A 13,343-nucleotide genomic window follows, 5' to 3' on the forward strand; every position below is an offset into this window, starting at 1 on the left:
ACCTGGACTACACTGCGCCCCATTGCCCTGCCAAGGAATTGCCATGAACATCAAACCGTGGCTGCTCGCAGCCCTGCTGCCGTGCAGCGCACTGGCCGCAGGGCCGGGTTCTGGTGCGCTGTCGATCAGCTCATCGTCGTTCACTGACGGCGGGGTGATCGCCTTGCAACAGGTCGGGCCAGACCCGGCCTGTGGTGCCGGTGAGGAACGCACGCCGCAGTTGAGCTGGGACAACCTGCCCGCAGGCACCCGCTCGCTGGCGTTGGTGATGTTCGACCCCGATGGCGGCAAGGGCCTCGGGGTGGTGCACTGGATCGCCTACAACATCGACCCGGCCCTGGATGGTTTGAAAGAAGGTGTGGCCGGGCAAACCACCCATGCCGTGACGGTGGGGCGCAATTCCCGCGGCACGACCAGCTATCGAGGCCCCTGCCCGCCCGCCGGGGACAACCCGCACCACTACGCACTGACCTTGATCGCCACCGACCTGGCACCCGGCATCCTGCCAGCTGAACTGGACCGCAATGGGCTGCTTGAATTGCTGCAAGGCCATGCACTAGGTGCGCAAACCTTGGTAGGGCGTTACGGCCACTGATATTGGCAGTAATAATCTGCCCCATAGAATTTACCCATTGAACGGCGCGCCCGATCTGCAGTAAGCTCGGGCTCATTCACTGGAGAGCAACATGCCGAAACACACCTGCAATCACGCCAACCACACCGGTCGCCCCCTGCGCCCTGTGCTGGCCGTTGCCGGTAGCATGGCCCCTGCCAGCTTTTATTTTGGGTATTGGTTTAGCCACTAGGCGCCGCTGATACCTACACGGCGCCCACTTTCGAGGGGCCGCCGAACATGAGAATACTCAAACCCCCGGTCGGCTCCCCGACCGGGGGTTTTGCTTTTCAGGCCTTTGAACAACACCGATTCATATTGAGGACAGATCCATGAACTACGCCACTTATTACTCCGCAAGCACCTATGCCTGGCGATTTAGCCAATCCCGTTCGGGCCAGCCTGCCGCCTCCGTTCGGTCCCTCAAGGGTGGCAACGCTGCAGACAACACTCACTCAACGATCTGTCGAACACCTCGATAGGGCCGACCGCGCGGGTCACAACCCGCCGTCCGCCCAGGGAAAAACGCCATGCAAGCCTCGAACCTCGCCCTGCCCCTGACCCAACCGCAAGCTGCCAATACCACCGTCAGCCAGCGCCTGCCCAGCCCGCACCTGCTCAAGCAGCAAATGCCGCTGACCGCTGAACTCACCCAGCAAGTTCATGCCCATCGCCAGGCCATCCGCGCCATTCTCGAAGGCCGCGACGAGCGCCTGCTGGTGGTAGTCGGCCCATGCTCGATCCATGACCCACGCTCGGCCCTGGAATACGCCGACCGCCTGGCCGCGCTGAGCCGCGAGGTGGGCGGCAAGCTGCTGTTGGTGATGCGCGCCTACGTCGAAAAACCCCGCACCACGGTGGGCTGGAAAGGCCTGGCCTACGACCCGCGCCTTGATGGCAGCGATGACATGCATGCGGGTATCGCCCTGTCGCGCGGCCTGATGTTGAACATGATCGAGCGCGGCCTGCCGATTGCCACCGAACTCTTGCAACCGATGGCCGCGGGCTACTTCGACGACCTGCTAGGCTGGGCCGCCATCGGCGCGCGTACCACCGAGTCGCAGATCCACCGCGAAATGGTCAGCGGCCTGGATTTGCCCGTAGGCTTCAAGAACGGCACTGACGGCGGCATCGGCGTTGCCAGCGACGCCATGCGCAGCGCCGCCCACCCGCATCGCCACTTCGGCATGGATGCGCAGGGCTACCCGGCGATCATCGAGACCCTCGGCAACCCCGACACCCACCTTGTGCTGCGTGGCGGCCACAAGGGCCCGAACTACGATGCGGCAAGCATCGCCCAGGCCCGCCAGGGGCTGGCCAAGGTCGGTTTACAGGCGCGGATCATGGTCGATTGCAGCCATGCCAACAGCGGCAAGGACCCGGCGCGTCAGCCAGCGGTGTTCGAGGACGTGCTGGCGCAGCGCCTGGCCGGTGACCGCTCGATTGTCGGTGTGATGATCGAAGGGCACCTGTTCGATGGCTGCCAGGCCTTGGGCAAAGGTACTTTGAAATACGGCGTGTCGATCACCGACGGTTGCCTGGGCTGGGCCGCCACTGAAACGCTGTTGCGCGAGGCTGCACAAAAACTGTAGGAAGCCACCAGCAAGCCTTGCGAGACATTTCCCGAATAAGTGCGCTAGGCTTGCATTTTTACCCTAAGGAGCAGTACCCATGGCCCGTGCCACAGCCCGCCACATCCTGGTCAGCAGCGAAGAGAAGTGCAACGAACTCAAGACCCAGATCGAAGCGGGTGCCGACTTCGCTGAAGTCGCCAAAACCAACTCCACCTGCCCTTCCAGCCGCCAAGGCGGCGACCTGGGCTCGTTCGGCCCAGGCCAGATGGTGAAGGAGTTCGACACCGTGGTCTTCAGCGCGCCGCTGAACGTTGTCCAGGGCCCGGTGAAGACCCAATTCGGTTATCACCTGCTGGAAGTGACCAGCCGTCAGGACTGATGCCACGTTGTTCCTCTGGAACGACGTATCACCTGTAGCAGCACCGGCGTGCTGCTACCGGGGCTTGTATCGCCTGGGCTGGCTGGCATTGGCACTGTGCCTGGGTCAGCCCGCCCACGCCGGGCCCAGCCACGCCTTGACCGTCTATGGCGAAGCCCCCCGCTATAGCGACACCTTCCGCCATTTCGACTACACCAACCCCGACGCCCCCAAGGGCGGCATGCTGCGCCGCTCGGCCCTCGAGATTGGCCAGTTCGACCACATTCTTCCGTACATCGACAAAGGCACCGGCGTCAGCGAAGTCGATGGCTGGCTGTACGCGCCGCTGGCCGTGCGCGCGTTCGATGAACCCTACACCGTTTATGGCCTGATCGCCCGGCGCATGGAACGCGGCCCCGAAGATGCCTGGCTGCGCTTCGAGATCGACCCGCGCGCCACCTTCGCCGACGGCAAGCCGGTGCGCGCCGAAGACGTGCGCTTTACCTTCGAGCTGCTGATGCGCAAGGGCAGCCTCAAGTACCGCACGCAGTTCGCCGATGTCGTCGGGGTGACGGTCGAAAGCCCCCATCGCGTGCGCTTCGACTTCAGGCAAGGCCATGGCCGCACCCTGCCGCTAGACTTGGCGAGCCTGCCGGTGCTGCCCGAGCATGACTGGCAGCAGCGCAACTTCGCCAACGGCGGCGGCTTCGAGCGGCCGGTGGGCAGCGGCCCGTACCGCATCGGGGCTATCGATAATGGCCGCAGCATCACCTTTGAACGGGACCGCAACTGGTGGGCCAAAGACCTGGCTGTCAGCCGTGGCCGCTTCAACTTCGACAAGCTGCGTATCGAGTACTTCGGCGACACCGAAGTGGCGCGCCAAGTACTCAAGGGCGGCGGCTACGACTACAACCGCGAATTCTCCGCCACCGGCTACACCCTAGGCTACAAAGGCGCACAGCTGGACGACGGCCGCCTGCAGCGGGCACACCTGGGGCCGGCCAAACCGCAAGTCGCCCAAGGTTACGTGTTCAACCTGGACAAGCCGCAGTTCCACGACCGCCGCGTGCGCCAGGCGCTGGGCATGCTCTGGGACTACGAGTGGAGCAACCGGCAGATGATGCGCAACCTCTACATCCGCCAGCAGAGCGTGTTTTCCAACACCCCGCTGGCAGCCCGCGAACTGCCGGACGCCAGCGAGCTGGAACTGCTGGAACCGTTGCGTGGCAAGGTGCCTGATGAAGTCTTCACTCACGTATTCACGGCCCCGGTCACCGATGGCTCTGGCATTGTCCGCACTCAGCAGCTGCAAGCGCTGGCCTTGCTTGAGCAAGCCGGCTGGCGCCCCGAGGGCGATCGCCTGGTGAACACCCACGGCGAGCCGCTGGAATTCACCTTCCTCAATGGCCAGGCTGGCCTGGAGCGCCTGCTGCTGCCCTGGAAGCGCAACCTGGCGCAGATCGGTGTCACCCTCAACATCCGCAATGTCGACTCGGCCCAGTACGTCAACCGCCTGATGGCGCGTGATTACGACATGATCGTCACCGGCTACCCGGTGACGCTGTCGCCCGGCGCCGAGCTGTACAACTACTTTGGCTCGCAAGCGGCCCACGACCCCGGCTCGAACAACCTGATGGTGCTCCAGGATCCGGCCGTCGACAGCTTGGTCGATGGCCTGGTGCGCGCCAGTACGCAAGCCGACATGCTGCGCCATGCCCATGCCCTGGACCGCGTGCTGCAGTGGAACTACTACTGGATCCCCAACTACTACCCACCCGGCAGTTCCACGCTCTGGTGGAACCGCTTCGGCCTGCCCAAGGTGCAGGCCACCTATGACGAAGGCCTGGACACCTGGTGGGAAGTCAGCCCTACCGCGCTGACCAACGCGCAGATGGCCGAGCGCAGGAAGGCCACCCCATGACCGCCTATGTGCTGCGTCGCCTGTTGCTGATCATCCCGACCCTGCTGGCGATTTTGTTGGTCAACTTCGCCATCGTCCAGGCCGCGCCGGGCGGCCCGGTAGAGCAAGCGGTGGCGCGGCTGCAGGGCATCGGCGGCGGCGCGCCAGGCGCGCGTGCCGAAGGGGTGCACAGCGAATCGCGGGCCACCCGTGGCCTGGACCCGAAACTGATCGAAGAGATCAAGCGCCAGTACGGCTTCGACAAGTCAGCCCCCGAGCGCCTGTGGCTGATGCTCGGCCAGTACACCCGGCTCGACTTCGGCCAGAGCTTCTTTCGCGGGGCCAAGGTCACCGACCTGATCCTCGACAAGCTGCCGGTCACCTTGTCACTGGGCTTCTGGGCCACGCTCATCACCTACTGGGTGTCTATCCCGTTGGGCATCCGCAAGGCCGTGCGCCACGGCAGCCGGTTCGATGCCTGGAGCAGCGGGTTGATCGTGATCGGCTATGCCCTGCCCTCGTTTCTGTTCGCCTTGTTGCTGATCGTGCTGTTTGCCGGTGGCACGTCACTGAACTGGTTCCCGGTGCGCGGCCTGGTATCGGAGAACTTCGACCAGCTGAGCCTGCTGGGCAAGGTCGCCGACTATTTCTGGCACCTGGTGCTGCCGGTCGGTGCGCTGGTGATCGGCGGTTTCGCCACCCTGACGCTGCTGACCAAAAATGCCTTTCTCGACGAGATTTCCCGCCAGTACGTGGTCACCGCCCGGGCCAAGGGCCTGAGCGAGCGCCGCGTGCTCTACGGCCATGTGTTGCGCAATGCCATGCTGCTGGTGGTGGCCGGGCTGCCCCAGGCGTTGATCACGGTGTTTTTCGCAGGGTCGCTGTTGATCGAAGTGATCTTTTCCCTCGATGGGCTTGGACGGATGAGCTATGAGGCAGCCGTGTCGCGCGACTACCCGGTGGTGTTCGGCACGCTGTTCATCTTTACCCTGGCAGGGCTGTTGATCCGCCTGATCGGCGACTTGTGCTACACACTGCTCGACCCGCGCATCGACTTCAACACGAGGGCCAACTGATGCTCTCGCCCGTCTCGCGCCGCCGCCTGCAACGCTTTCGCCGCAACCGCATTGGCTGGGTCTCGCTGTGGCTGTTTGCCGGCCTTTTGCTGCTGAGCCTGGGCGCGGAGCTGGTGGCCAATGACAAACCCTTGCTGCTTGGCTACAAAGGCGAGCTGTACACCCCGGCGCTCAAGCGTTACACCGAGCAGCAATTCGGCGGCCAGTTGCCGTTTCAGCCGGACTACCGCAGTGCCTACGTGCGCCAGTTGATCGACAGCCAGGGTGGCTGGATGCTGTTCGCACCGATCCCGTTCAGTGCCGACACGCCGAACTACGATTTGCAAGTACCGACCCCCAGCCCGCCCAGCGCAGCCAACTGGCTGGGCACCGATGACCAGGGACGTGACGTGCTGGCGCGGGTGCTGTACGGCACACGGGTGTCGCTGCTGTTCGCCTTTGCCTTGACTGTGGTCAGCGTGCTGATTGGCGTGACCGCAGGGGCGCTGCAGGGCTATCACGGCGGTTGGGTCGACCTGCTCGGGCAGCGCCTGCTGGAAGTATGGTCGGGCTTGCCGGTGCTGTACCTGCTGATCATTCTCAGCGGCTTCGTCGAGCCGGACTTCTGGTGGTTGCTGGGGATCATGGCGCTGTTCTCCTGGCTGGCCCTGGTCGATGTGGTGCGTGCCGAGTTCCTTCGGGGGCGCAACCTTGAGTACGTCAAAGCCGCGCGCGCGTTGGGGCTGCCCGACAGCCAGGTGATGCTGCGGCACATCCTGCCCAATGCCATGAATGCCACGCTGACGTATGTACCGTTCATGTTGACCGGGGCGATCACCACCTTGACCGCGCTGGACTTTCTGGGCTTCGGCATGCCGGCCGGGAGTGCTTCGCTGGGCGAGTTGGTGACCCAGGGCAAGCAGCACCTGGAGGCCCCTTGGCTTGGGTTTACCGCGTTTTTCGCGCTGGCACTGGTGCTGTCGTTGCTGGTGTTCATCGGCGATGCACTGCGCGAGGCGTTCGACCCACGCAGGTAACAGCCGCCCCAGACAGTTTGATCACGTAGACAGGGAGCATCCGCATGACCCTCAAAGGCAAGACTGCACTCGTCACCGGTTCCACCAGCGGCATCGGCCTGGGTATTGCCCAGGTGCTGGCCGGCGCTGGGGCCGACATTCTGCTCAATGGTTTTGGCGACCCGGCGCCGGCACTGGCCGAAATCGCCCGCCACGGCGTGAAGGTCGCCCACCACCCCGCCGACCTGTCGGACGTGGCGCAGATCGAAACCCTGTTCGCCCTCGCCGAACGGCAATTCGGTGGCGTGGACATCCTCGTCAACAACGCCGGTATCCAGCACGTGGCCCCGGTGGAGCAGTTTCCGGTCGAAAGCTGGGACAAGATCATCGCCCTGAACCTGTCGGCGGTATTCCACGGCACCCGCCTGGCCCTGCCCGGCATGCGCGCGCGCAACTGGGGGCGCATCGTCAATATCGCCTCGGTGCATGGCCTGGTCGGCTCCACCGGCAAGGCCGCCTACGTGGCCGCCAAGCATGGCGTGGTCGGCCTGACCAAGGTCGTGGGGTTGGAAACCGCCACCAGCAATGTCACCTGCAATGCCATCTGCCCAGGCTGGGTGCTGACCCCGCTGGTGCAAAAGCAGATCGACGATCGCGCCGCCAACGGTGTGGACGCGCAGCAGGCACAACAGGACCTGCTGGCCGAGAAGCAACCTTCATTGGCCTTCGTCACCCCCGAGCAGCTGGGCGAGCTGGTACTATTTCTGTGCAGCGAGGCCGCAAGCCAGGTCCGCGGTGCCGCCTGGAATGTCGATGGCGGCTGGTTGGCCCAGTGAGGGCCGGCCTTGATCTGGCAAAGGTCTCGCACCTTTCAACTGCAAGGAGGCCTTAATGCGCCCAATCACACTCTCCGCGATCCTGACCTTGACCCTGGCTGCTGCCGCTCCGGCGATGGCCGCCAGCTTGAAGGACGTCGCGCCCTATCCCGAGGCGGAAAAAGGCTACACCCGGCAGGTCATCCACCTGCCCGCCCAGGCCGATGAGTCGGCCTACAAACTGGAAATACTCGCCGGCAAGACGCTCAAAGTCGACTGCAACCGCCAGCACCTGGGGGGCAACCTCGAAGAACGTACCCTTGAAGGCTGGGGCTACAACTACTACCGTCTGGACAAGGTCGCCGGCCCCGCCAGCACGCTGATGGCCTGCCCGGATGGCAAGAAGACCGACGCGTTTGTGCCCGTAGTCGGTGAAGGCTTCATGCTGCGCTACAACAGTAAGTTGCCGGTAGTGGTGTATGTGCCCAAAGGGGTCGAGGTGCGCTACCGCGTATGGTCGGCTTCGCAAGACGTGCAAAAGGCAAAAGTGGAGTAAGCACGTTGCACGATCAGGCATAATGGCGCCCTTTTTTTACCCCGAAGCACAGGTGCCCCATGAAAGCTCAAGCCCGCCACATCCTGGTCAAGACCGCTGACGAAGCCGAAAAGCTCAAGCAGCGCATCGCCAATGGCGAGGCTTTCGACGTGCTGGCGAAGAAGTTTTCCATTTGCCCGTCAGGCAAGCGCGGCGGTGACCTGGGTGAGGTGCGCCCAGGCCAGATGGTCGGGGCGATCGACCAGGTGATCTTCAAAAAGCCGCTGCGCGTGGTGCACGGGCCAATCAAGAGCAAGTTCGGCTACCACCTGGTGCAGACCTTCTATCGCGATTGACCCTGCCCTCACGCGCCGTCTTAGCGGCGCGCCGCCAGCAGACCAAGGCCAGCGCAGCCCAGCAAGGCGGCGCTGACCCGGTTGAACAGCCGACGCGGCCCTGGCTGGCTGAACCACCGCTGCATGTAGGTGCCAAGGCCTGCATAAATGGCGATGGCCGCCCACTCCAGCAGCAGGAACATCACACCCAGCCACAAAAACTGCTCACTGACCGGCGTGGCGCTGCCGACCGATACGAACTGGGGCAGGAAGGCCGTGAAGATCAGAATGGCCTTGGGGTTGCCCGCTGCCACCCAGAACTCTTGCCGCGCCAGGCGCCAGGTGCCGCGTGGATGGTCGGCCGCGACTACGGCCTCAGCCACCGGTGCCCGCCACAGCTGCCAGGCGATGTAGAACAGGTAGGCAGCGCCGACCACCTTGATGGCGAGAAACAGGTATTCGCTGGTATGCAGCACCACCGCCAAGCCCATGGCGGCCAGCGCGATCATGCCGCTGAAGGCGACAATGCGGCCACCGCCGGCCACGCAGGCCGTGCGCAGGCCATAGCGGCTGGCGTTGTGCAAAGACAGCAGGTTGTTGGGCCCGGGCGCCATGTTCAGGGCGAAGCAGGCAGGGATGAACAGCAGCAAGCTGGAAAGGTCCATTTTTATTTTCCTATGACATCAAGCGTTTATTTCGACGGCTGACGCGCGCGGGGTCAAGCTACAGCCAGGCGAAAAAACTGTATGGGTCACCTGCAGCTGTTAAGCTTTTGCCCTTGCCGAGGACCCCATCATGCCCCGCTCACAAGCCTCTGTCTGGCGCGATGCTGCCCTGCCCTTCGTCGAAAGCCGCCGCGCCTGCCACAGCCGGGCCTGCTACAAGGCGCATAGCCATCCAACCTTCTCCATGGGCGCAGTCGATGCCGGCTTCAGCCTTTTTACCGGCGCGGGCCGTGCTACGGAGCGCCTGACACCCGGCACCTTGGTTATGGTACCGGCAAGGCGTGTGCACGCCTGCAACCCTGAGCCGGGGCAGGCCTGGAGCTACCAGATGCTGCATGTGGATGCCGGCTGGTTGACGCACCTACGTCAGGAGTCTGGGCTGCGCGGTGCACGACCTGGCGAGCCGGCCCGCATCAGCCGCGCGCCCGCCCTGTACCGTCAATTCTGCGCACTGAATGCACTGCTGTTCTCCACGGCCAGCCATGGCGAGAAAGAGGCGGCGCTGCTTGCCTTCATGGGCGATCAGGACTTCTGCGTACACCCCACACTAGAGGCGGAACCCGCGCTGCGGGCGTCCATGCTCAGTGGGCTGGTCGAGCGTATAGAAGCAGCCGACCCCGCACGCTTGAGCCTCGATCTACTGGCCCGGGAGTCGGAGCTGGGGCGCTATCAGTTGATCCGTGCGTTCCGCGCCGCAACCGGGCTGACCCCGCATGCCTACCTGCTCAATGCCAGGGTCAACCGGGGCCGGCAGTTGCTCAACCAGGGCCAGGCGTTGGCGGAGGTCGCCTACCAGCTCGGGTTTGCCGACCAAAGCCATTTTCAGCGGGTGTTCAAGGCGCATGTGGGGGTGACGCCGGGGCAATACCGGGGCACGCAATAATCTTCAATACGCTCACCCGGCACGGCGCCAGACTGCGGCTTTCCCCAGCCGGAGTCGTCCCGTCCATGGAGCAGTTGCTGATCATCGCCCTCGCCCACTTCCTTGCCCTGCTTTCACCCGGCCCGGACTTTTTCCTGGTCGCCCGCACTTCGGTCAGCGGCGGTTGGCGAATCGCCAGCGGCGCCTGCCTGGGCATCGCACTGGCCAATGGCGCCTTCATCGCCATGGCGTTCACCGGCCTGTCGATACTGCGTGAAGGTAGCCCGCTGTTCATTGGCTTGCAGCTGGCCGGCGCGGCCTACCTCCTGTACATCGGCACGCAGTTCTTGCGCTACGCGGGGCGCTCCAGCCTGGCCGCTGTAGCCGACAGCGGGGCCGTGCCGGGCTTGTGGCGCAGCTTCGTGCTGGGGTTTCTGTCGGGCATTCTCAACCCCAAGAACGCCCTGTTCTATGCCAGCCTCGCCAGCATGGTGGCCAACAGCAGCGTCGGCTGGAAAGTGGTCTATGCGAGTTGGATGTTCAGCATGGTACTGCTCTGGGACCTGCTGGTAGCCGTGGCCATCGGCAATCAACGCGTGTTGCAGCGTTTCGCGCGCTCCTTGCCATGGCTGGAACGGGCCTCAGGGGTCATGCTGATCGTGTTGGCAGTGGGGCTGGCCCTGCACCTTGCCCGGGGCTGACCAGTTCAAGGGTTGCCAGGTCGATCAGGCTGAAATGGCCATTGGCCCAACCGCCGGTATCCAGATGCCAGACATTGCCCAGCAGCTTGGCTTGCAGCACGGGCGTGTGCCCGACCAGCAAGGCGCGGACACCGTGCACGGGTTGGGTGTCGCCCTCCTTGAGCCGGCGCCGCGACCATTGGCAAACTTCACGCACTTCGGGGTCGTCATCCAGCTCCAGCCAGGTGCGCAGAACGGCCCAGTCGGCGAACGGGCTGTCGGCATGCAACAGGCCGATCAGCCCCCGCTCGTTTTCGACCTCCATGGCGATCGGCAATTGCTCGAAGCGTTCGACGAAACGCACCTGCTCGCTTCTGGGCAGGTCGAGAAACCAGCCACCACCGGCGGCGCGATACATCTGCAGGTCGAGCCGGCCACCGCGCAGGTAGGTAATCGCCAGCGCCTCATGGTTACCTTGCACCGCGTGGAACCAAGGCCGGTCCAGCCATTGCAGCGCCGCTTCACTGTAAGGGCCACGGTCGACCAGGTCGCCGACGCTGAACAAGCGGTCTACCGCTGGGTCGAACCCGGCCTGCTCCAGGCACATCACAAGGCGCCCGAAGTGCCCGTGGATGTCGCCTACCGCCAGGTCGCGCCCCTGGGTATTGGCGGCTAGCCGTAGAAACCGACTCATGACAATCTTCCTCTGCTGGCGCCAGCCTGGCAGGCGTAGAATGGCGCTACACGCAAACCGCCCCGGAGGTGCATCATGCGTACCGCCCTTGTGTGTGCCGTGCTCATGGCGCTGTCACTGGACAGCATGGCACAAGGCGCCCCGGCCGCGCAGGTCGAGGTGCATTTTGACCGCCCCGGGAAATTTCGCGATGCCAGCCTCGACAGCCCCGGATACGAGCGCGGGGCCGATGCCTATGTCATGAAGAGCCTGACCGAGTACCTGCAGAAGCTCGGCCAGCGCTATTTGCAGGCGGACCAGCAACTGGTCATCAACATCCGTGACATCGACCTGGCTGGCCGCTTCGAGCCTTGGCACAGCCGTGCCTACGATGTGCGCTTCATGCGCGAAATCACCTGGCCGACCATCGACCTCAGCTACACCCTCAGCCAGCCCGGCAAACCTGCCCAGCAAGCCCAGGAGCGGGTCAGCGACAAGATGTACCTCAGCCGCCCCGGGCGCGTAACCAGCAGCAGCGACCGCCTGTACGCCGAAAAGGCCATGCTGAACGACTGGTTCCGCCAGCGCTTCGCGCCGCATCCGGCTTCCTGAAAAACCCTTCACTGGTACAGGTGTTGCTGCCGAGAGTATGCTCGGCCTTTCGGCCTGTACCAGGGAAGGAGCTATTGATGAAACTTTGCGCCGTGCAATTGGCATCGCTCAAGGGCGACCTACAGGGCAACCTCGAACGCCACCTTGTCTGCATCGAGCAGGCGGTGGCGCTGGGTGCCGAGCTGGTGGTGTTTCCTGAACTGTCGCTGACCGGCTACGAGCCGACCTTGGCCCGCCAGGTCGCCCTGCCGCTGTCTTCGTCGCGGCTGGACCCGCTACAGGCGCTGTGCGATCGACATGGCATCACGGTCGCCGTGGGCCTGCCCTTGCCGACACCTGACGGCGTCCAGATCGGCATGCCGATCTTCAGCCCGGGTGCGCCTCGCCAGGCCTATGCCAAACAACGCCTGCACAGCGACGAACTGCCCTACTTCACCACAGGTGATCAGCCCTTGCTCCTGGACGTGGCTGGGCATCGGGTGGCGCCCGCCATTTGTTACGAGTCGATGTTCATCGAACATGCGGCAGAGGCTCACGCACAGGGTGCGCAGGTGTACCTCGTGAGTGTGGCGAAAACGGCCAAGGGTATTCGCGAAGGTCATGAGCACTACCCCGAGGTCGCGCGCCAGCTGGGCCTTGGCGTATTGATGGCCAACTGCGTGGGGCCGGCCGATACCTTCATTGGCGCAGGCGGGTCGGCGGCCTGGGACAGCCAAGGCCGACTGCTGGCCAGCCTGGATGACCGCTGCGAAGGGCTGATCGTGCTGGATACCGCCAACGCCAGCGCGTCTGCCGTACCTTTGAGGGCACTCCCTGCGTGAAGTATCTGTTAGTAATGCTGGCGAGCTACGCGTCGACTCATTACCTGGTCGGGTTGTTGATCCAGGGCCAACTGGCCAATATCGCCGAAGGCCTGCGCCACCGGCCCGATGCCCCGACACCTGGCGAGTACCTGCGCGAGGTCAGGCCGCAGGCACGACGGGCCCACAGGCAGTACACCGTGATGGCTGGCTCAGCGCTTGCGCTGGTGGCTTGCCTGATCGCGAGTTGGTTTGGCTGATCGATGCCTTGCTGTGGCCCGGCTCAAAGCGCCAAGGCCAGGCTCTGTCGCCCTTCCAGCGCCAGCAGGTATTGCTTTGCCGCAAGCCCGCCGGCAAAGCCGGTAAGGCTGCCCGAAGCGCCGATCACCCGATGGCATGGCGCAATGATCGAGATCGGGTTGCGCCCATTGGCTGCGCCCACCGCACGGACCGCGCTGGGGTTACCGATCTGTCGGGCGATGTCGCCGTAACTGCGGGTTTCGCCGAAGGGAATGGCCAGCAATGCAGCCCACACTTCACGCTGAAACGGCGTGCCGGCGAAGTCCAACGCGAGGTCGAAGCAGCGTCGCTTACCGGCGAAGTACTCGCCCAACTGGCGGGCGGTGTCCAGCAGAACCGGGCAGTGATCATCGCGATGAAGGGCGCCGAGCCGCACGCGGTTCTCCCGCTCCTCCTCCCACAGCACCGCTGCCAGCCGCTCGCCGCGGGCCACCAGCGTCAGCGTGCCGACGGGGGATTGCATCAAGGTGAAGGCACTGGACATAGGGGA

The 13,343-nt window shown here is 64.3% G+C and carries 17 protein-coding genes; 14 read left to right on the plus strand and 3 right to left on the minus strand.

Annotated features, from left to right (window positions below):
- Window positions 1-43: 43 nt before the first annotated feature.
- From LJX93_RS14190 to LJX93_RS14230, 9 genes are all read left to right on the plus strand, one after another.
- Window positions 44-595: a YbhB/YbcL family Raf kinase inhibitor-like protein gene (locus LJX93_RS14190; RefSeq protein ID WP_227696075.1), complete on the plus strand. Its 552-nt coding sequence runs from the start codon at window positions 44-46 to the stop codon at window positions 593-595.
- A 548-nt stretch (window positions 596-1,143) separates the two neighbouring features.
- The gene (locus LJX93_RS14195; protein WP_033698085.1) at window positions 1,144-2,205 is read left to right on the plus strand and encodes a 3-deoxy-7-phosphoheptulonate synthase; all 1,062 of its coding nucleotides are present in this window, start codon (window positions 1,144-1,146) and stop codon (window positions 2,203-2,205) included.
- A 79-nt stretch (window positions 2,206-2,284) separates the two neighbouring features.
- Entirely contained in the window at window positions 2,285-2,566 is a 282-nt protein-coding gene (locus tag LJX93_RS14200; protein WP_033698087.1) for a peptidylprolyl isomerase, read from the plus strand.
- A gap of 64 nt (window positions 2,567-2,630) precedes the next feature.
- On the plus strand, window positions 2,631-4,466 hold the full coding sequence (locus LJX93_RS14205; RefSeq protein WP_227697306.1) for an extracellular solute-binding protein: 1,836 nt from the start codon (window positions 2,631-2,633) through the stop codon (window positions 4,464-4,466).
- Window positions 4,463-5,521 (plus strand): microcin C ABC transporter permease YejB, encoded by a 1,059-nt coding sequence (locus tag LJX93_RS14210; RefSeq protein ID WP_227696076.1) that lies wholly within the window; start codon window positions 4,463-4,465, stop codon window positions 5,519-5,521. Before LJX93_RS14205 ends, LJX93_RS14210 begins: the two co-directional genes overlap by 4 nt.
- Window positions 5,521-6,537 (plus strand): ABC transporter permease, encoded by a 1,017-nt coding sequence (locus LJX93_RS14215; protein ID WP_156310052.1) that lies wholly within the window; start codon window positions 5,521-5,523, stop codon window positions 6,535-6,537. The genes LJX93_RS14210 and LJX93_RS14215 overlap by 1 nt, the downstream gene beginning before the upstream one ends.
- Window positions 6,538-6,581: 44 nt before the next feature.
- Complete coding sequence (gene hbdH, locus LJX93_RS14220) at window positions 6,582-7,352, plus strand: 3-hydroxybutyrate dehydrogenase (protein WP_033698094.1); 771 nt, start codon at window positions 6,582-6,584, stop codon at window positions 7,350-7,352.
- Between the two features lie 55 nt (window positions 7,353-7,407).
- A complete protein-coding gene (eco, locus tag LJX93_RS14225) occupies window positions 7,408-7,887 on the plus strand; it encodes a serine protease inhibitor ecotin (RefSeq protein ID WP_033698096.1) in 480 nt (159 codons plus the stop codon).
- Between the two features lie 59 nt (window positions 7,888-7,946).
- Complete coding sequence (locus LJX93_RS14230; protein WP_016499499.1) at window positions 7,947-8,222, plus strand: peptidylprolyl isomerase; 276 nt, start codon at window positions 7,947-7,949, stop codon at window positions 8,220-8,222.
- Between the two features lie 20 nt (window positions 8,223-8,242).
- On the opposite strand, the gene LJX93_RS14235 is transcribed toward LJX93_RS14230, so the two are convergent.
- Entirely contained in the window at window positions 8,243-8,866 is a 624-nt protein-coding gene (locus LJX93_RS14235; protein WP_033698098.1) for a LysE family translocator, read from the minus strand.
- Window positions 8,867-8,996: 130 nt separating this feature from the next.
- On the opposite strand from LJX93_RS14235, the gene LJX93_RS14240 reads away from it, so the two are divergent.
- The gene (locus LJX93_RS14240) at window positions 8,997-9,809 is read left to right on the plus strand and encodes a helix-turn-helix transcriptional regulator (RefSeq protein WP_227696077.1); all 813 of its coding nucleotides are present in this window, start codon (window positions 8,997-8,999) and stop codon (window positions 9,807-9,809) included.
- A 65-nt stretch (window positions 9,810-9,874) separates the two neighbouring features.
- Window positions 9,875-10,489 (plus strand): LysE family translocator, encoded by a 615-nt coding sequence (locus LJX93_RS14245; RefSeq protein ID WP_033698102.1) that lies wholly within the window; start codon window positions 9,875-9,877, stop codon window positions 10,487-10,489.
- Here LJX93_RS14245 and LJX93_RS14250 read toward each other — a convergent pair.
- Window positions 10,437-11,162, minus strand: coding sequence for a metallophosphoesterase (locus tag LJX93_RS14250; RefSeq protein ID WP_033698105.1), 726 nt, complete (start codon window positions 11,160-11,162; stop codon window positions 10,437-10,439). The genes LJX93_RS14245 and LJX93_RS14250 overlap by 53 nt on opposite strands.
- A gap of 75 nt (window positions 11,163-11,237) precedes the next feature.
- Here LJX93_RS14250 and LJX93_RS14255 point away from each other — a divergent pair, with 75 nt between their 5' ends.
- From LJX93_RS14255 to LJX93_RS14265, 3 genes are all read left to right on the plus strand, one after another.
- Window positions 11,238-11,753, plus strand: coding sequence for a DUF3016 domain-containing protein (locus LJX93_RS14255; RefSeq protein ID WP_033698107.1), 516 nt, complete (start codon window positions 11,238-11,240; stop codon window positions 11,751-11,753).
- 77 nt (window positions 11,754-11,830) lie between these two features.
- Complete coding sequence (locus tag LJX93_RS14260; protein WP_033698108.1) at window positions 11,831-12,574, plus strand: carbon-nitrogen hydrolase family protein; 744 nt, start codon at window positions 11,831-11,833, stop codon at window positions 12,572-12,574.
- A 14-nt stretch (window positions 12,575-12,588) separates the two neighbouring features.
- Window positions 12,589-12,813: a hypothetical protein gene (locus LJX93_RS14265; protein WP_156310068.1), complete on the plus strand. Its 225-nt coding sequence runs from the start codon at window positions 12,589-12,591 to the stop codon at window positions 12,811-12,813.
- A gap of 23 nt (window positions 12,814-12,836) precedes the next feature.
- Here LJX93_RS14265 and LJX93_RS14270 read toward each other — a convergent pair whose 3' ends face one another.
- Window positions 12,837-13,337, minus strand: a complete 501-nt coding sequence (locus LJX93_RS14270) for a methylated-DNA--[protein]-cysteine S-methyltransferase (protein ID WP_033698112.1) — start codon at window positions 13,335-13,337, stop codon at window positions 12,837-12,839.
- Between the last annotated feature and the right edge of the window lie 6 nt (window positions 13,338-13,343).

This window comes from Pseudomonas sp. HN2-3, assembly GCF_020691745.1.
GTDB classification, from domain to species: Bacteria; Pseudomonadota; Gammaproteobacteria; order Pseudomonadales; family Pseudomonadaceae; genus Aquipseudomonas; species Aquipseudomonas capeferrum.

Bases quoted from the DNA above. Each gene is read 5' to 3' on its own strand.
- LJX93_RS14260 (WP_033698108.1), top strand. From the start codon at position 11,831: ATGAAACTTTGCGCCGTGCAATTGGCATCGCTCAAGGGCGACCTACAG.
- hbdH (WP_033698094.1), top strand. From the start codon at position 6,582: ATGACCCTCAAAGGCAAGACTGCACTCGTCACCGGTTCCACCAGCGGC.
- LJX93_RS14265 (WP_156310068.1), top strand. From the start codon at position 12,589: ATGCTGGCGAGCTACGCGTCGACTCATTACCTGGTCGGGTTGTTGATC.
- LJX93_RS14240 (WP_227696077.1), top strand. From the start codon at position 8,997: ATGCCCCGCTCACAAGCCTCTGTCTGGCGCGATGCTGCCCTGCCCTTC.
- LJX93_RS14235 (WP_033698098.1), bottom strand. From the start codon at position 8,866: ATGGACCTTTCCAGCTTGCTGCTGTTCATCCCTGCCTGCTTCGCCCTG.
- LJX93_RS14190 (WP_227696075.1), top strand. From the start codon at position 44: ATGAACATCAAACCGTGGCTGCTCGCAGCCCTGCTGCCGTGCAGCGCA.
- LJX93_RS14200 (WP_033698087.1), top strand. From the start codon at position 2,285: ATGGCCCGTGCCACAGCCCGCCACATCCTGGTCAGCAGCGAAGAGAAG.
- LJX93_RS14250 (WP_033698105.1), bottom strand. From the start codon at position 11,162: ATGAGTCGGTTTCTACGGCTAGCCGCCAATACCCAGGGGCGCGACCTG.
- LJX93_RS14270 (WP_033698112.1), bottom strand. From the start codon at position 13,337: ATGTCCAGTGCCTTCACCTTGATGCAATCCCCCGTCGGCACGCTGACG.
- eco (WP_033698096.1), top strand. From the start codon at position 7,408: ATGCGCCCAATCACACTCTCCGCGATCCTGACCTTGACCCTGGCTGCT.
- LJX93_RS14230 (WP_016499499.1), top strand. From the start codon at position 7,947: ATGAAAGCTCAAGCCCGCCACATCCTGGTCAAGACCGCTGACGAAGCC.
- LJX93_RS14245 (WP_033698102.1), top strand. From the start codon at position 9,875: ATGGAGCAGTTGCTGATCATCGCCCTCGCCCACTTCCTTGCCCTGCTT.
- LJX93_RS14255 (WP_033698107.1), top strand. From the start codon at position 11,238: ATGCGTACCGCCCTTGTGTGTGCCGTGCTCATGGCGCTGTCACTGGAC.
- LJX93_RS14195 (WP_033698085.1), top strand. From the start codon at position 1,144: ATGCAAGCCTCGAACCTCGCCCTGCCCCTGACCCAACCGCAAGCTGCC.
- LJX93_RS14215 (WP_156310052.1), top strand. From the start codon at position 5,521: ATGCTCTCGCCCGTCTCGCGCCGCCGCCTGCAACGCTTTCGCCGCAAC.
- LJX93_RS14210 (WP_227696076.1), top strand. From the start codon at position 4,463: ATGACCGCCTATGTGCTGCGTCGCCTGTTGCTGATCATCCCGACCCTG.